Origin of the sequence: Sphingobium sp. SA2, assembly GCF_032227065.1 — a bacterium.
GTDB lineage: Bacteria > Pseudomonadota > Alphaproteobacteria > Sphingomonadales > Sphingomonadaceae > Sphingobium.
The window spans coordinates 459,199-474,593 of the sequence record NZ_JAPMXX010000001.1 but is presented as its reverse complement, the minus strand read 5'-3'; the positions used below and the strand labels follow the sequence as shown (position 1 = coordinate 474,593).

Sequence of the window (15,395 nt, the reverse complement as noted above, 5' to 3'; positions counted from 1 at the left end):
TCCGAGTCCCGGGAGCAAGGTATAAGTAGAGACCGAAGTCCGTCATTCGCCCAAGAAGGCGATGCCGGCTGGTTCACAAACCTCACCATCCCTATCGGCGTTACGCAGTGGTCATGACGCGGCCGTCATTCTGCGGCTTTTGCGTATAGGCGTGCGCTGGTCGTCCACCAATGCTGCGCTAAGGACAATAAGCGTGAGAGGCAGGCCAGAGTTCATGCACAAGAAAAGGAAAAAGCATCATTCCCGCGGCCATGTCGGGGTGAACCTGCTCGAACGGGAAGCAAGGATCGACCTCGCCACGCGACCTGCCGACGGCCTTGGCGTCGCGTTCCTCGGCGCATCGGAAACGGTGACAGGGTCGCGCTATCTGGTGGACGACGGCGATACGCAGGTCGTGGTCGATTCCGGCCTGTTCCAGGGTCCGAGGGATTTGCGCCGCCTCAATTGGGCGCCGATCGCGCCCGAGGTTGCCGATGTCGGCCTGTTGCTGCTGACGCACGCGCATCTTGATCATTCCGGCGCGCTGCCACGCATGGCGCGCCTTGACTGGGACGGGACCGTCCTCAGCACCCGGGCGACCGAAGCTTTGTGCGAGCTTCTGCTCCCCGACAGCGGGCACCTCCAGGAAAAGGATGCGGAGTTCGCCAATCGCCACGGCTTTTCCAGGCACCAGCCCGCGCTGCCGCTCTACACGCAGGCTGACGCCCGCCTTGCGCTGCAGCTGTTCCGCACGGTCGAGTTCGGGGCGTGGCACCCGATCGCGGACGGCATCAGGGCGCGCTATCATCGCGCCGGCCACATCCTCGGCGCCGCCTCGATCGAGATCGATTGGAAGGGCCGCACGATCCTCTTCTCAGGTGATGTCGGGCGCTATGGCGACGCAGTCATGAAGGATCCCGAGCCACCTGCCCGTGCCGATTATGTCCTCGTGGAATCCACCTATGGCGATCGCCGCCACGAACAGGTCGATCCGACCAAGACCCTGGGGGACCATGTCGAACGGTGCGTCAAGCGTGGCGGGACCGTGGTGATCCCCGCCTTCGCCGTGGGCCGCGTCCAGTCCCTGCTCTACCATTTTTCCCGGCTGCGCGCCGAAGGCCGTCTGCGCGACGTCCCGATCTTCCTCGACAGCCCGCTGGCGATCAACGCGAGCGGGCTGATGTGCGATTTCATGGACGAGCATCGCCTGACACGCGCCGAGTGTGAAGCGGCGTGCGGGGTCGCGCACTATGTGCGCGAAGTGGAAGAATCCAAAGAACTCACCGCCAACCCCGCCCCTAAGGTCATCATCTCGGCCAGTGGAATGGCGACGGGCGGCCGCGTGCTCCACCATCTCAAGCGCTTCGCGCCGGATGGGAAGAACCTCATCCTCTTCTCGGGCTTCCAGGCGGCGGGCACCCGCGGCGCCGCCATGATCGGAGGCGCCCGGACGATCAAGATCCACGGTGAGTATATCCCGGTCGAAGCCGAGGTCGCCAACCTGACGATGCTCTCGGCCCATGCCGACAGTGACGAGCTGATGCGCTGGCTCGGGTCTCTGCACGAGGCCCCACGCCATGTCTATGTCACCCATGGCGAGCCGACCGGCGCCCAGGTTCTGGCAAAGCGCGTCTCGGAGGAGCTGGGCTGGGCATGCAGCGTACCGGCGCTGGGTAGCTGGGGCATGCTCGCATGAAGCCCGGGATTATCGAGGACGCCGAAGCAGAGCCTGTCGCGACGACGCTGCGGGCACACCGCATCGGCCTGTCGGCCGCCGGAAGCGATCAGATCGCGGTCATGCGCCACGACTGTCTGGTCTGCCGCTCGGAAGGTCTCGCGTCGCGCGCGCAAGTTGCGCTGCGCGCCGGCGGGCGGGAAATCGTCGTCTCGCTGCTGCATAGTTCCGCGGAGGCTCCAGCGCCAGGCGAGATCGGCCTGTCCGAATCCGCTTGGCAGCGGCTCGGCGTCAGTGACGGCGATCCGGTCGAGATCGCGCACGCCCAGCCTCTCGCCTCGCTCAGCGACGTGCGTCGGCGCGTCTATGGCAATCGGCTTTCCGATGGGGCTTTTTCAGCGATCATCACCGACATCGCCGAGCGACGCTATAGCGATGTCCATCTCTCGGCGTTCGTCACGGCCTGCTCAGCGGTCCCGCTCGATACGGACGAAACGATCAGCCTGACCAGGGCGATGGTCGATGTCGGCGAGCGATTGCAGTGGCCCGGAGAGGTCATCGTCGACAAGCATAGCGTCGGTGGATTGCCGGGCAATCGCACCACGCCGATCATCGTCTCGATCATGGCCGCCGAGGGCCTCATCATGCCGAAGACATCGTCGCGGGCGATCACCTCGCCGGCCGGCACGGCGGACACGATGGAGGTGCTGGCCCCTGTCGACCTCGACGTTTCCGCAATCCGCAAAGTGGTCGAGCGCGAAGGCGGCTGCATCGCCTGGGGCGGCGCCGTTAATCTCAGTCCGGCCGACGATGTGATCATCGGCGTGGAACGGGTGCTCGATATCGATGCCGTCGGGCAGATGGTCGCCTCGGTGCTGTCCAAGAAAATCGCGGCCGGTGCGACCCATCTGGTCATCGACATCCCGGTTGGGCCGACGGCGAAGGTACGCGGCGCCGATGCCGCCGACACGCTCGAGCGCGCGCTGAGCTCGGTCGCCCAAGCCTTCGGGCTTCGCACGCGCGTGATGCGCGGCCCCGGCGCGGAGCCGATCGGACGGGGCATCGGCCCGGCGCTCGAGGCGCAGGACATCCTTGGCGTGCTCCAGGGTCAGGTGGGCGTCGAAGATCTCGCACACCGGGCCTGCGAGCTGGCGGGAGGACTCCTCGAGCTCACCGAGGCGGCATCCGCCGGCAAAGGCTATGCGCGGGCGCTCGAGTGCCTCGAAAGCGGCCGGGCCTGGGCCAAGTTCCAACGTATCTGCGAAGCGCAGGGCGGCATGCGAGCTCCTCCGGTCGCTCGGTTTCAGCAGGACATGATCGCTCCCCATCGCGGCCGCCTGATGAGTATCGACAACCGCAAGCTTGCGACGGTCGCGAAGCTCGCCGGCGCGCCGATGGCCAAGGCCGCCGGCGTCGCGCTGCAGTGTCGGCTGAACCAGATGGTGGATGCCGGGGCTCCCTTGTGCACCATCCATGCCGAGAGTCCGGGCGAGCTCGACTATGCGGCGGCCTATGCGGTGAGCGACGGGCCGATCTTCGGGATTGAAGCGCTATGAACCGGCCCGTGCTGTTCGCGCTGCCAGGCAGCGAGGCCTTGGCACAGCCGCTATTCGCCGCGCTCGATGCAGAAGTCGGCACGATCGAGCATCGTCAGTTTCCTGACGGGGAAACCTATCTCAGGGTCGTAAACGACGTCAGCGACCGCGAGGTCATCCTGCTGTCCAGTCTCGATCATCCGGACGCCAAGCTGTTGCCGCTGCTGTTCGCAGCCGACACGGCGCGCGAGCTGGGCGCACGCCGGATCGGGCTCGTCGCCCCCTATCTCGCTTACATGCGTCAGGACATACGCTTCCATCCCGGCGAGGCGGTGACGTCGCGAACCTTTGCCGCGATCCTGTCCCGCCATCTCGACTGGCTGGTGACGGTCGATCCGCATCTCCATCGCTATCATGCGCTGTCGGAAATCTACCGCATCCCGACCCAGATTGTTCATGCCGCGCCGCTTCTGGCCTCGTGGATCAAGCGCAATGTCGCTCGTCCGCTGATCATCGGTCCGGACCTGGAAAGCGAACAGTGGGTCTCGCAGGTGGCGGCCGATGCGGATGCTCCGTTTCTCGTGTGCGAGAAAATCCGGTCTGGCGACCGTGACGTCACCATCTCGATTCCGAATGCCCCAGCTTTTCTCGATCGCCAGCCAGTGCTGGTCGACGATATCGCCTCGTCCGGCCGGACCCTCGCCGAGGCGGCGCGCCAGCTGGTCGGCATGGGGTTCGCGCGACCGCATTGCGTGGTCGTGCATCCGCTTTTTGCCGGCGATGCGGCGCACGTTCTGGGTGAGCTTGTCGAGAGGATCGTCAGCACGAACGCTGTTGCACATACCTCGAATAAAATCGACGTGATGCCGGCGATTGCGGAGGCCGTTCGCCACGGAATTTAATCGGTGTACTGCGCGTTAGTTCTTTAGTGCTCAATGCACGAAGAAAACGAGCGCCCGGCAAGCGCTGGGCGCATCCTCATCCATTGACCCTAAGTAAGTCCGAACCAATCTTCTGGGAACTCCCTTTTCGGAGAGAGTCGCGGCAGGAAAGGAGGATATGTCATGTCGCACACACGCTCGTTCCTTGATCCCTTCATCGTTGCTCGGCACCCACAGCTTGAGCCCGAAGTGAAGCGCGCCATCCTCGCCTCCTGGGCGTCCGATCGCTCGGCCGTCGAGGGCCAACCGGCCCTCCGTCGCCCACCAGGCGCCAGCAGCCCGGTGCCGGTCGACGATGTGATGGCAGCGCTGCGCTGGCTCGATCGCGCTGAGCGCGGCGCGGGCGACCGGCATATATCGCCCGGTTCAGAGACCCGGCAATGAGCCGCAGCGCGTTGCGGCGCTGGCGTGAACGGGGCAGCCGGACCGTCACGGTCTTGCTGCCCTTTGCCGACATCATGGAGATTGCGCTCGCGCTGCTGTCGCTCTCTCCGGATGAACTGGCGCGGCTCGATTGGAGCTTCGCCGATCGCAAGCGCCTGCTCGATCATCTCCTGCAGTCGGGCAAGCAGGCGCAGTCAGTGGACCGGGACAAGCTCGACCAGACATTGCTACGCCTCGCGCTTCCCGCGCGCGACGTGCGACGCCTGAAACGCTTTGCGCAGCGCGAACTTCCAAAAACGGCTACGAACGCGGCCGTGATCGAACTGGACTTGTAACGGATTTGCGCCGGTCACCTGAGCGATTAGAGCTCGCAACAGGAGACCGACGAGATGATCAAGCACACAGAAGAGTTCAAGCAGGAGGCGGTGCGGATTGCACTGACCAGCGGGTTACCCCGCGACAGGGTTGCATCGGATTTGGGGATAGGGAAGTCGACGCTGGGCAAATGGGTGTCACAGTATCGGCCATCTGACCTGGTGGCAGCGCCGCAGGCAGATCTGGCGCGTGAGAATGAACGCCTTCGTCTTGAGAACCGTGTGCTGCGGGAGGAGAGGGAAGTGCTAAAAAAGGCCACGCAGTTCTTCGCGAGCCAAAGGCCGTGAAGTTCGCTTTTGTGCATAGCTGGCGGCATCGTTGGCCCGTTGAACTGCTCTGCCGTGTCATGGATGTCAGTGAACGCGGCTATCGTTCCTGGCGCTCGCGCCCGATTAGCAGGCGGGAGCGGACAGATATGAAAGTGCTGGCCCATATCCGAGAACAGTACAGGCTGAGCCTTGGCAGCTACGGCCGTCCTCGCATGACGATGGAGTTGAAGGAGGTGGGGCTCGATGTTGGCGAGCGCCGGGTCGGGCGGCTGATGAAGATCAACGGGATCAAGCCAGTCCGCACGCGCAAGCACAAGGTTACGACGGATAGCCACCATCGACTGGGGGTCGCAGCGAACTGGCTGGACGGCGATTTTGCCGCCGATGCGCCCAACCGTAAATGGGCCGGCGACATCACCTATATCTGGACGTCAGAAGGCTGGCTCTACCTTGCCGTCATTCTCGACCTGCATAGCCGTCGCGTCGTGGGCTGGGCAGTCAGCGACAGAATGAAGAAGGACTTGGCGATCAGAGCGCTGGATATGGCGGTGCGCCTGCGCCAGCCTCCGGAAGGCTGCTTTTTTCATTCGGATCGTGGCAGCCAATATTGCTCTTACGACTATCAAAAAAAGCTGCAGGCCTATGGCCTGCGTCCATCGATGAGCGGCAAGGGAAATTGCTACGACAATGCGTCCGTCGAGACCTTCTTCAAATCCCTGAAGGCCGAACTCATCTGGCGGCAGAGCTGGCCAACGCGGCGTCAGGCAGAAGCCGCCATCTTCCAGTACATCAATGGCTTCTACAACACCCGTCGTCGCCATTCATATCTGGGCGGCATCAGCCCGCTCGCGTTCGAAGCCAAGGTGGCATAATGAGATAGGTGACCGGCACAAAACATGGGATAATCGCGGCGCGATTCATCCTGGGCATCAGCTTTTTGATATAGCTGACAGGGGTGGTTGCCCCCCGATATGATGGAAAAACGGGCTCACGATTGGCACCGGGCCCAAGCATCGCACGGAGAGCAACCATGAAACAATATATAGGCTTTGACGTTTCACTAAAAGATACCGCGATCTCCATTCGTCAGGATGGAAAACGGATCTGGCGCGGCAAGTGCGCATCGGATCCCCAGATCCTGGCGCAGATAGTCCGCAAACACGCCCCGCATGCGGAGCGGGTGGTATTTGAGACAGGTCCATTGTCGACCTGGTTCTATCATGCGTTAACGGCGGCGGGAGTTCCCGCGATCTGCATCGAAGCGCGTCATGCGCAGAAAATATTGAACGAGACGCTCAACAAAACTGATGCCAATGATGCTGACGGTCTGGCCCAACTGGCAGAAGCCGGCTTTTACAAGGCGGTCCGGGTGAAGTCGTTCGACGCCATGTTGACCCGCACACTGGTGGGCGCCCGCAACCTGTTGCTTACCATCTCAACGCAGCTGAGCAATCAGATCCGCGGGGTCATGAAGACGTTTGGCATCGTCGTTCCCAAGGGTACAGGTCGTGTATTCGACGGGAATGTCCGCGAGCTTCTGGACGGCAGGGATGGCCTGGCACAGATCATATTGCCTTTGCTGGAGGCCTGGCGCGACATCCGCAAGCGCGCCGCTGAACTTGATCGTCAGTTGCTCGCCGCAGCCCGGCAAAGCCAGGCAATCAAGCTGCTGATGACGATCCCGGGAGTCGGGGCGGTCACGGCCGTCTCCTATGCTGCGGCGATCGAAGACCCAGCAAACTTCAAAACTTCACGCGCGGTCGGCGCTTGGCTCGGGCTTACCACGCGGCGTTACCAATCAGGCGAAGTGGATTATGACGGCCACATCTCGCGGCGAGGCGACAACCATCTGCGCGGCCTCTTATACGAGGCGGCAACGGTCATTCTCACGCGCACCAGCGCTAGCAACCAGAGCGGCCTCAAAGACTGGGGCCTCAGGCTACGCGAGCGGCTGGGCTTCAAGCGCGCCGCGGTCGCTGTGGCCCGCAAACTGGCAGTCATCATGCACACAATGCTCAAAACAGGAGAGGCATTCAACACATCGGCTGGCGTCACCGCATAACCAATTCACCAGCTTAACTTCTCAACGCGTCAGCATCTGACGTATTGAGGCGTCCTTGCCGTGGACGTGGGTCAGGTCATTCCGCTTTAACGGCTGCAGCTTTTTAAAGACTGCGCACAAAACATAGGAAGACCTTGCCTGCGGAGACCCATCATGCGGCGGCTTTATGCCGACCGCGAAGACAACCCTGCTCCCGGCATACGAACACCCTCGCGCGACACGCCGCATTGAGAAAAACAAGCACAAGGTTGATTAACGTGTCGACGCACTAACCGACGCGATCAGCCTTCCCATGCCAACCACGCTTGACTGGAGGGACGCGATTATACAACCGTTACAAGTCCAAACGGCTGAGCACCGTGATCGAGGCTGCCGAGCCGGAGAGGCTCTAGCGCGGCTGTTCTATGACGCCACGCCCGCCGCATGCTCCCGGAGCGCCCGCGCGCGTGCGTCATAGGCGCGCGCGAGCTGCGCGTGAACGATGATCGCCTCTGGCATCGCCGCAGTCTCGGCCGCCGCCCACTCCTGAGCCGCGCGCCTCATGTAATAGTCCAGATCGTCGTCGACACTTCTCAAACCCGTCAACCTCCTAGAAGGCCCGGCTACGCGCCGAGCCGGAATACCAGTCCTGTCGAACGGCAATAGCGCTCGGCCGCATCACGATCGTGAAATCGCAGCTCGACATGGGCAAGAGGATCGCGCCCGCCGCTCCATCCCGTCAACGGTTCGACAAAGGGGAGACAGCGCGGCTCGAAGCGGACGCCGCCACTGGCCGCGCCGGTCCCGCCCGCGGGAAGCCGGTTCTCCTGCCGGCTCCAGGGGATCAAATCACGGAGCGCCATGACGGTTATCTCCTTGTCTGGCTAGAGTTGGAGCATGACCCGCCGGCCACCGCCCCCACGGGGACGGCGCCGGCGAGCCGATTATGATCGCGATCAGGCCGCCTGGGCGTCCTTGGGTGCCTCGATGCGGTCATTAGCGGCGTTCGCACCGCCGCTGATCTCGATCTTGCGCGGTTTCATCGCTTCGGGAACGACCCGCTTGAGCTGGATGCTCAGCAAGCCATACTCGAATGTCGCCTCGCCGGCCTCGATGAAGTCGGCAAGCTGGAATCGCCGCTCGAACGAACGGGTCGCGATGCCGCGATGCAGATAGTCGGCCTCGTCCTCATCCTCGGCGCGTTGGCCGGTGACGGTGAGCTGATTCTGCTGGGCAACGACCTCGATTTCGTTCGGTCGGAAGCCGGCGACGGCCAGCGTTATGCGATAGCTGTCCTCGCCGTCCCTCACGATGTCGAACGGTGGAAAGCCATCATCCTCGCGCTGACCCGCTTCGAGCATGTTGAACAAGCGGTCGAAGCCAACGGTGGAACGCCGATACGGCGCAAAGTCAAACGTGCTTCTCATTTCCAAATCCTCCTAGGGAAGCGATCTGGGCATGAGATGCGCCGGGAAGAGCCGGCGCCCTCCATGTCCACCGGACCCGAACACGGCGCCCGGCAACTTTAATTAGTAAAGCGCCACGCGGTTTCAAGAAGGACTGTCGATAGGCATGGATGGCGCATCCCCTAGCGCACGAGATGCGCCCCTACCAAGTCGGGCTGACAGCGCCCGTGAACGGGATTTCAATGTCGGTTTCTCAACCGGGCAGTGCCCCAACCAACCGCAAGGCGAGACGCGCGACGATGACGATCACGGACCATATCGCACGACAACGCGCCCTGCCCGTCAACTGGGCCGCCCCGAAGCAGTCGCTGCGATCACGATCGAATGGGCGCTTGGCAGCGCCGACGACACCGAAACCGTGATGAGGGCCACTCTCGACACATTGACGCCGGCAGCGCGCGAGACATTCGTGCTGAATAAAGTCAGCGGCCAAAGCTACGCCGAGATTGCGCGCAGCGTGGGCAGGTTTCCAGTGGGTTGTCCGCCGCAGGATGCTGGCGGCGATCCGGCGCATCGCGCAAGGCCCGCACAGCTTCGAAATATGGCTACGCATGCGTTGCCAGTAAAAGGCCGTGCCCGGCCACATTTCGCCTAGCTATCGGCTTCCACAGCCAGAATTTCGGGCTGCATCAGCAAAAGATGCGCGCTGATCTTCAATCCCGTGGCGATGCGCTCGAAATTGTCGATCGAAACATTGCGCTCGCCGCGCTCAATCCCGCCGAAATAGGTGCGATCCATCTCGATATCATAGGCGAAGACCTGTTGGCTGACACCAAGGGCTTTCCGGTATCGGCGGATATTCGCTGCAACGGTAGCACGTAAACATCCAGGATCGGCGCGTTTCACCCTTCATGAATCGCCTGCAAGATGGTTATAAGGCGACGGGTTTTAAGTATCATTTTTCGGACCGCTGCTAAGTTGAAAGATTCGCCGAGTTTGGAAAACGCGCATGAACAGCCATTTGCCTGTCGGCCGATTGGCCGGGTATCTTGAAGCTCTTTCGCGAGAGAAAATCTGGCTCGCGATCGTCGCCGCCACCGGGGCCCTCGCAGCGCTCGACCACGCCGTGCCCACCGTCGGGTTCGCGCGCCTCTATATGCCGATCATCTGTGGATCCGCATGGGGCCTTGGCGCGCGCGAGGGCTATTCCGTCGCAGTGTTTGCAGCGATCCTGGCCGTCATGCCTGGCCTGCAGGTAGGGCCTCCGACAGGCCCGAGCATTTTTGGCCCTATCGCCGAAGGCCAGAGCTTCGCACAGGACATCCACGCCCGCCTGAGGACTGTTCTGGCAGGCCCGCCTTATCCGGTGACGTGCAGCATGGGGGCGGTGCTGATCCCTTCCGATGCCCCGCGCAACGCTGACGAATTGATGCACCTTGCCGGTCAGGCAACGTATCGCGCCAGGCAGACGGGTAAGAATGCCGTCGAGATCGCCAGGGCCGGCGATCCGCCAGCGCTCAGGCCGGTGTTGGCCACGGCCTGCCTCCGCAAGGGCAGGACATGAAAGATCTGGCTTCGCTTCGCCGGCGTGCCATCGCCCTCATGCGCGAAGCTATCGCGATGCTCGACGAGGCGAGAGAGCATCGCGCGGCGAACCATTTGCAGGCGGCGATCGATGCCGCTGAAAGGGTTTCCCCGATGAAGCCGGGTGACACGCTGCCGGACGACAGCATCGACACGCCAGAATCCACGTCGCAGCTTGCCGCCGATCCTGCGTTGGTACGCGCGATCGGCGGCGCGCTGGCGATGTTCGCCACGCTGATGGCGCGCCAGGGCGGCGCTCCGGTCGATGAAGTTGCCCGCCTCCTTGGTATCTACGCGGCCGCGACCAACGAGAGATCGGACGATGAGGGGCTGCTTATCGCGTGTTGGAGCGCTATCCTCCGCGACGTCGCGGAGGCACAGCGCGGGGAGACTTAGGACGCCAAGGGGGGTGTAGAGGAACCAGTCTGATGGAGAAACCGCAAGGTCCGGCGCTGGACTATAGTGTTGCTCTGGTTGTCGAGGATGAACCGCTCGTGCGCGTCTTCGCGACCAAAATTCTCAGGATGCGGGATACCGCGTGTTCGAGGCGTGCGACGCACAAGACGCGCTCACAATTCTTGAAGAGCGCCAAGACATTCGGATCGTCATGACCGATATTGAAATGCCCGGCGACATGGATGGCCTGGCGCTCGCCAGCACGATCCGGGAGCGCTGGCCCGAAACGGTCGTTCTCGTAAATTCAGGCCGCGTCCGACCTGAACCGGAAGCATTACCCGACCGTGCGGGCTTTATCGCCAAGCCCTATCGCGCCGCCGAGTTGCTACACCAGCTTGACGTGCTGATGGAGGAGCATGGCGTTCCGATTCTTTCGGATGGCGATATTCTTGAGGCATGGCACGCAGCCGAGCTAGCGCATGCGCAGGCGGATGCACTCGACAAGCCCGTCACGCTGGCGCACGCCATCGCGGCCGAACAAGCAGCGATCCAGCGCTTTGGCGTCGGATCTCATGCGGCCGCCTATGACGCGCGGTATCCCGATGCGCCGGAGCCGCGCCGATAGGTCAATTGGTCTCCCGGCGACAAACAGGTTGCCGCCGGGAGTGGTCAGCCGCACACGCTGGAGGGCCGCAGCGCGTCATAAGCGCAAACCTATCGCTATGCACCTTCCGAGAGAATGAAACTCGTCGGATTACGCATTGGGTGCGATAGACTGCCGTTTAAAAGAAGGGGGGTCGATGGGGTGCGGCGCCTATGTTCACTGTCGCACACGTCCGGCACGACGGTCTCGGGAAACGTCAAAGGGTGCGTCCGGTACGTCCTTGGGATAGCGAATGACTGGCCGCTCACAATTTTCTCGCATGTGTACTGTTTCCAATTTTTGTCCGGACCTGAGGATTGGTCAGCGACGTCAGATTCTCGGCCTAGAACGGCTCCTATGTCCCCAGCAGGTGCCCGAGCTTTGCGGCTCTGAAGTCGAGCCCGACAGACGCACTTTTGGGCCTCACGCCCCTTTTTGCAGGTAGCGCGTTCAGCCCCGTTGAGGGCGTGTACGTTTTCGGCCGCCGCGTTTTGGGGCGCCCCCCTTCCAGGAGACCAGACGGAGGTGCCCGAACTCCAGTGGTAAGAGCCGCCGTATCGGGGCGATGTCGAGCACCTGCGCCGTTGGAACTGCTGCGGCAATATTTCGGCCTTGACCTTGGACCATGGTCCTGCCCGTAAGAGGCCTCCCCAATAGCGGTGCCTTTGCGGCGCGGCACTCCAGATCGATCCGAGGAGTATGGGGAACAAGCGCGTCGTTCACATCGTCGATGACGAAGAGACAATCCGAAAGGCACTGCGATTCACGTTGCGTACCGCCGGCTTCGCCGTCGAGGCCTACGCTTCGGGGCCGGAGTTTCTGTCGGCCGCGGGTGACGCTAAGAAAGGCTGCGTGATCCTCGACATGCACATGCCGGACATGGACGGCCTTCAGGTCCAGGTGGAGCTGACGCGACGCGGGATTGATATGCCTGTCGTCATGCTCACCGGCAATGGCGATCCCACGCTCGCCGTGCAGGCAATGCAGGCGGGCGCTGCCGACTTTCTCGCCAAACCGGTCGAAAAGGCCGCATTGCTTGGCGCGATCGACCGCGCCTTCAGCTCGCTGGAGAATATAACCGGGCGTGCCGCAGAACAGGCCGACGCGCTGTCGAAAGCCGCGAGACTGACGCAGCGCGAACGGGCCGTTCTTAGAGGGATTGCGCGAGGCTATCCCAATAGCTTTATCGCAGATGAACTCGGTACCACGCCGCGCACGGTCGAGCTGGATCGAGCCAGCCTGATGGTCAAACTGGGAGCCCAAAGTTTGCCCGACTTGCTACGGATCGCGTTTGCTGTGGACCTGAACGGATCGCCTGAGGACGATCGCCATTAGGCTTCACCATCCTGCGACATCGGACGTTATGCGGATCGGCCCGTGGCGAGTTCGGCAATGATCGGACAATCCGGCCGCGCGTCGCCGTGGCAGCGTTCGGCGAGATCGACCAGCGTGTCGCGCAGCGCCGTCAGCGCTGCCGCCTTGCGCTCGAATTCCTCGGCACGGGCCAGCGCAAGCCGCTTCACCTCGCCACTCGCGCGACCCGTATCCGCCCAAAGGCCGAGCAAAGTGCGGATCTCCTCGATCGGAAACCCCAGATCGCGCGCATTGGCGATGAACCGCAGGCGATGAAGATCGCGCTCGTCATAGTCGCGATAGCCCGCACCCCGGCGCGGCGGCGCCGGGATGAGGCCTATCTTCTCATAATGGCGGATCATCCGCTCCGAGACGCCGCTCCGCCGAGACGTCTCGCCGATGTTCACAGCGCCTTCCGGTTGAGTCGCAGCGCGTTGGTGACCACGCTGACCGAGGAGAGCGCCATGGCGGCGGCCGCGATGATCGGCGAGAGCAGGATGCCGAACAGCGGATAGAGCGCGCCCGCCGCCACCGGCACGCCCGCGACATTGTAGATGAAGGCGAAGACGAGGTTCTGGCGGATGTTCGACATGGTCGCCTGGCTGAGCTTACGCGCCCGGACGATGCCGGTGAGGTCGCCCTTGAGCAGGGTCACGCCCGCGCTCTCGATGGCGACGTCGGTGCCCGAGCCCATGGCGATGCCGACATCGGCGGCGGCCAGCGCGGGGGCGTCGTTGACACCGTCGCCGGCCATGGCGACCACCCGCCCCTCGCGCTTGAACTTGGCGACCACGGCGCTTTTCTGATCGGGCAGCACCTCGGCTTCGACCTCGTCGATGCCCAGGCGCCGGGCGACCGCTTCCGCTGTCGTGCGGTTGTCGCCGGTCAGCATGACCACGCGAATACCCTCCGCCTTGAGCGCGGCGAGCGCTTCTGGCGTCGTGGCCTTCACCGGATCGGCGATGGCGAAGGCACCGCCGACGGTGCCGTCGATTCCGATGAAGATTGCGGTGGCGCCATCGCGTCGCAGTGCGTCGGCCTGGCCGGCGAGCGCCTCGGTGGCGACGCCCTCGTCGGCGAGGAACCGCGCATTGCCGAGGACGATGCGCCGCCCTTCGACCGTACCGAGCGCGCCGCGCCCGGTCGGCGAGTCGAAGTCGGTGACGTCGCTCGTGGCGATGGCGCGATCCTTCGCAGCATCGACGATCGCCAGCGCGAGCGGATGTTCGGAAGCCCGTTCGACCGAGGCGGCAAGCCGCAGCAACTCGGCTTCGTCGAAGCCGGGCGCCGGCACGACCTGGGTGACGGCAGGGCGGCCTTCGGTCAGCGTGCCTGTCTTGTCGACGACGAGCGTGTCGACCTTCTCCATATGCTCGAGCGCTTCGGCATTCTTGATAAGGACGCCGAGTCCGGCGCCGCGGCCGACGCCCACCATGATCGACATCGGCGTGGCGAGACCCAGTGCACAGGGACAGGCGATGATCAGCACGGCGACCGCCGCCACCAGCCCATAGGCGAAGCGCGGCTCGGGGCCCCAGATACCCCAGGCGATAAACGCGACCACCGCAACCGCGATGACCACGGGCACGAACCAGCCCGACACCTGATCGGCCATGCGCTGGATCGGCGCGCGCGAGCGCTGCGCCTCGGCGACCATCTGGACAATCCGCGCAAGCATGGTGTCGCGTCCGACCTTGTCGGCGACGATCACCAGCGCACCGGTCTGGTTGAGCGTGCCGCCGATCACCGTGTCGGCCTTGGCCTTGGTGACGGGCATGGATTCACCGGTGACCATCGACTCGTCGAGCGAGGAGCGGCCGTCCTCGACTACGCCGTCGACCGGCACCTTCTCGCCCGGCCGCACGCGCAGGCGGTCGCCGACCGCGACCAGATCGAGACTGATCTCCTCTTCGCTCCCGTCGGCGGCGATCCGGCGCGCGGTCTTGGGCGCGAGGTTGAGCAGCGCCTTGATCGCGCCCGAGGTCCGCTCACGCGCGCGCAGTTCGAGCACCTGGCCGAGCAGCACGAGAACGGTGATCACCGCGGCGGCCTCGAAATAGACGGCAACCATGCCGTCCTCGCCGCGGAAGGCAGGCGGGAACAGCTGAGGCGCGAGCGTCGCGACGACGCTGTAGATCCAGGCGACCCCCGTCCCCATCGCGATCAGGGTGAACATGTTGAGGTTGCGGGTCTTGAGCGAGGCCCAGCCACGCTCGAAGAACGGCCAGCCCGCCCAGAGCACGACAGGCGTCGCCAGCACGAACTGGATCCATACCGAGGTCGACATCGGCACGAGGCGATGGATCACAGGAAACAGGTGCGCCCCCATCTCGAGGATCAGCACCGGCAGGGCCAGCACCAGGCCAACCCAGAAACGCCGCGTGAAATCGACCAGCTCGTGGCTGGGACCGCTGTCGGCGGTCACGGTCGCGGGTTCGAGCGCCATGCCGCAGATCGGACAGGACCCGGGATGGTCCTGCCGGATCTCGGGATGCATAGGGCAGGTCCAGATCGTGCCCACGGGCGCTGCGAACGGCGGTGCCGGCGGGCCGAGATAGCGCTCGGGATCGGCGATGAACTTTGCCCGGCAGCCCGCGCTGCAGAAATGATAGCGTTCACCGCCATGATCGGCATGGTGCGCGGTGGTCGCCGGATCGACGGTCATGCCACAGACCGGGTCCTTGATGCCGGTCGCCGCTTTCGCGCCGCCGTGGCCGCCGCAGCAACCGCCGCCATGCGCCGCTCCATGTGTCTCGTTCATCGCCTTGCTCCTTTCGACGCCTGACGATCTAGGGTCTGACACCGTGTCAGGGT

The 15,395-nt window shown here is 63.7% G+C and carries 18 protein-coding genes; 12 read left to right on the top strand and 6 right to left on the bottom strand.

What is annotated here, in order from left to right:
- Positions 1–214 precede the first annotated feature (214 nt).
- From OVY48_RS02430 to OVY48_RS02400, 7 genes are all read left to right on the top strand, one after another.
- The gene (locus OVY48_RS02430; RefSeq protein ID WP_193378818.1) at positions 215–1,675 is read left to right on the top strand and encodes an MBL fold metallo-hydrolase RNA specificity domain-containing protein; all 1,461 of its coding nucleotides are present in this window, start codon (positions 215–217) and stop codon (positions 1,673–1,675) included.
- On the top strand, positions 1,672–3,210 hold the full coding sequence (locus tag OVY48_RS02425; protein ID WP_037474025.1) for a thymidine phosphorylase family protein: 1,539 nt from the start codon (positions 1,672–1,674) through the stop codon (positions 3,208–3,210). The genes OVY48_RS02430 and OVY48_RS02425 overlap by 4 nt, the downstream gene beginning before the upstream one ends.
- Complete coding sequence (locus OVY48_RS02420; RefSeq protein WP_037474028.1) at positions 3,207–4,091, top strand: ribose-phosphate pyrophosphokinase; 885 nt, start codon at positions 3,207–3,209, stop codon at positions 4,089–4,091. The genes OVY48_RS02425 and OVY48_RS02420 overlap by 4 nt, the downstream gene beginning before the upstream one ends.
- 162 nt (positions 4,092–4,253) lie before the next feature.
- Positions 4,254–4,514, top strand: coding sequence for a hypothetical protein (locus OVY48_RS02415; protein ID WP_052027568.1), 261 nt, complete (start codon positions 4,254–4,256; stop codon positions 4,512–4,514).
- The gene (locus tag OVY48_RS02410) at positions 4,511–4,849 is read left to right on the top strand and encodes a hypothetical protein (RefSeq protein WP_313921753.1); all 339 of its coding nucleotides are present in this window, start codon (positions 4,511–4,513) and stop codon (positions 4,847–4,849) included. The genes OVY48_RS02415 and OVY48_RS02410 overlap by 4 nt, the downstream gene beginning before the upstream one ends.
- Positions 4,850–4,903: 54 nt before the next feature.
- Positions 4,904–6,030, top strand: a protein-coding gene (locus OVY48_RS02405) for an IS3 family transposase (protein WP_211258307.1) whose coding sequence is annotated in 2 segments (ribosomal slippage) — positions 4,904–5,135 and positions 5,135–6,030 — 1,128 coding nt in all. Because the reading frame shifts where the segments join, the coding sequence is not laid out codon by codon here.
- Between the two features lie 158 nt (positions 6,031–6,188).
- A complete protein-coding gene (locus tag OVY48_RS02400) occupies positions 6,189–7,220 on the top strand; it encodes an IS110 family transposase (RefSeq protein WP_037473632.1) in 1,032 nt (343 codons plus the stop codon).
- A 402-nt stretch (positions 7,221–7,622) separates the two neighbouring features.
- On the opposite strand, the gene OVY48_RS02395 is transcribed toward OVY48_RS02400, so the two are convergent.
- The 3 genes from OVY48_RS02395 to OVY48_RS02385 all read right to left on the bottom strand — a co-directional run bounded on the left by OVY48_RS02395 (position 7,623) and on the right by OVY48_RS02385 (position 8,626).
- Positions 7,623–7,796, bottom strand: coding sequence for a hypothetical protein (locus OVY48_RS02395; RefSeq protein WP_171012666.1), 174 nt, complete (start codon positions 7,794–7,796; stop codon positions 7,623–7,625).
- A gap of 26 nt (positions 7,797–7,822) precedes the next feature.
- Positions 7,823–8,062, bottom strand: coding sequence for an NADH dehydrogenase ubiquinone Fe-S protein 4 (locus tag OVY48_RS02390; RefSeq protein WP_052027569.1), 240 nt, complete (start codon positions 8,060–8,062; stop codon positions 7,823–7,825).
- Between the two features lie 93 nt (positions 8,063–8,155).
- Positions 8,156–8,626 carry an Hsp20 family protein gene (locus OVY48_RS02385; protein ID WP_070936268.1) on the bottom strand — a complete coding sequence of 157 codons (471 nt, stop codon included), beginning with the start codon at positions 8,624–8,626 and terminating at the stop codon, positions 8,156–8,158.
- A gap of 145 nt (positions 8,627–8,771) precedes the next feature.
- On the opposite strand from OVY48_RS02385, the gene OVY48_RS02380 reads away from it, so the two are divergent.
- The gene (locus OVY48_RS02380; RefSeq protein WP_137863633.1) at positions 8,772–9,260 is read left to right on the top strand and encodes a hypothetical protein; all 489 of its coding nucleotides are present in this window, start codon (positions 8,772–8,774) and stop codon (positions 9,258–9,260) included.
- On the opposite strand, the gene OVY48_RS02375 is transcribed toward OVY48_RS02380, so the two are convergent.
- Complete coding sequence (locus OVY48_RS02375; protein WP_313921752.1) at positions 9,257–9,511, bottom strand: helix-turn-helix transcriptional regulator; 255 nt, start codon at positions 9,509–9,511, stop codon at positions 9,257–9,259. The genes OVY48_RS02380 and OVY48_RS02375 overlap by 4 nt on opposite strands.
- 103 nt (positions 9,512–9,614) lie before the next feature.
- Between OVY48_RS02375 and OVY48_RS02370 the strand changes: the two genes are divergently transcribed.
- The 4 genes from OVY48_RS02370 (at position 9,615) to OVY48_RS02355 (ending at position 12,563) form a co-directional block, all read left to right on the top strand.
- Positions 9,615–10,169, top strand: coding sequence for a diguanylate cyclase domain-containing protein (locus tag OVY48_RS02370; protein ID WP_037474040.1), 555 nt, complete (start codon positions 9,615–9,617; stop codon positions 10,167–10,169).
- A complete protein-coding gene (locus tag OVY48_RS02365; protein ID WP_037474043.1) occupies positions 10,166–10,585 on the top strand; it encodes a hypothetical protein in 420 nt (139 codons plus the stop codon). Before OVY48_RS02370 ends, OVY48_RS02365 begins: the two co-directional genes overlap by 4 nt.
- A 142-nt stretch (positions 10,586–10,727) precedes the next feature.
- Positions 10,728–11,210, top strand: a complete 483-nt coding sequence (locus OVY48_RS02360) for a response regulator (RefSeq protein ID WP_076605464.1) — start codon at positions 10,728–10,730, stop codon at positions 11,208–11,210.
- Between the two features lie 717 nt (positions 11,211–11,927).
- The gene (locus OVY48_RS02355; RefSeq protein ID WP_021235673.1) at positions 11,928–12,563 is read left to right on the top strand and encodes a response regulator transcription factor; all 636 of its coding nucleotides are present in this window, start codon (positions 11,928–11,930) and stop codon (positions 12,561–12,563) included.
- A gap of 26 nt (positions 12,564–12,589) precedes the next feature.
- Here OVY48_RS02355 and cueR read toward each other — a convergent pair whose 3' ends face one another.
- Both cueR and OVY48_RS02345 read right to left on the bottom strand, forming a co-directional pair.
- The gene (cueR, locus tag OVY48_RS02350; protein WP_020820526.1) at positions 12,590–12,988 is read right to left on the bottom strand and encodes a Cu(I)-responsive transcriptional regulator; all 399 of its coding nucleotides are present in this window, start codon (positions 12,986–12,988) and stop codon (positions 12,590–12,592) included.
- Positions 12,985–15,342: a heavy metal translocating P-type ATPase gene (locus tag OVY48_RS02345; RefSeq protein WP_313921751.1), complete on the bottom strand. Its 2,358-nt coding sequence runs from the start codon at positions 15,340–15,342 to the stop codon at positions 12,985–12,987. Before OVY48_RS02345 ends, cueR begins: the two co-directional genes overlap by 4 nt.
- Positions 15,343–15,395 lie beyond the last annotated feature (53 nt).

What these genes read in the sequence shown, in the direction of transcription:
- OVY48_RS02430 (WP_193378818.1), top strand. Translation starts at nt 215, where the DNA reads ATGCACAAGAAAAGGAAAAAGCATCATTCCCGCGGCCATGTCGGGGTG.
- OVY48_RS02425 (WP_037474025.1), top strand. Translation starts at nt 1,672, where the DNA reads ATGAAGCCCGGGATTATCGAGGACGCCGAAGCAGAGCCTGTCGCGACG.
- OVY48_RS02420 (WP_037474028.1), top strand. Translation starts at nt 3,207, where the DNA reads ATGAACCGGCCCGTGCTGTTCGCGCTGCCAGGCAGCGAGGCCTTGGCA.
- OVY48_RS02415 (WP_052027568.1), top strand. Translation starts at nt 4,254, where the DNA reads ATGTCGCACACACGCTCGTTCCTTGATCCCTTCATCGTTGCTCGGCAC.
- OVY48_RS02410 (WP_313921753.1), top strand. Translation starts at nt 4,511, where the DNA reads ATGAGCCGCAGCGCGTTGCGGCGCTGGCGTGAACGGGGCAGCCGGACC.
- OVY48_RS02400 (WP_037473632.1), top strand. Translation starts at nt 6,189, where the DNA reads ATGAAACAATATATAGGCTTTGACGTTTCACTAAAAGATACCGCGATC.
- OVY48_RS02390 (WP_052027569.1), bottom strand. Translation starts at nt 8,062, where the DNA reads ATGGCGCTCCGTGATTTGATCCCCTGGAGCCGGCAGGAGAACCGGCTT.
- OVY48_RS02385 (WP_070936268.1), bottom strand. Translation starts at nt 8,626, where the DNA reads ATGAGAAGCACGTTTGACTTTGCGCCGTATCGGCGTTCCACCGTTGGC.
- OVY48_RS02380 (WP_137863633.1), top strand. Translation starts at nt 8,772, where the DNA reads ATGGATGGCGCATCCCCTAGCGCACGAGATGCGCCCCTACCAAGTCGG.
- OVY48_RS02370 (WP_037474040.1), top strand. Translation starts at nt 9,615, where the DNA reads ATGAACAGCCATTTGCCTGTCGGCCGATTGGCCGGGTATCTTGAAGCT.
- OVY48_RS02365 (WP_037474043.1), top strand. Translation starts at nt 10,166, where the DNA reads ATGAAAGATCTGGCTTCGCTTCGCCGGCGTGCCATCGCCCTCATGCGC.
- OVY48_RS02355 (WP_021235673.1), top strand. Translation starts at nt 11,928, where the DNA reads ATGGGGAACAAGCGCGTCGTTCACATCGTCGATGACGAAGAGACAATC.
- OVY48_RS02345 (WP_313921751.1), bottom strand. Translation starts at nt 15,342, where the DNA reads ATGAACGAGACACATGGAGCGGCGCATGGCGGCGGTTGCTGCGGCGGC.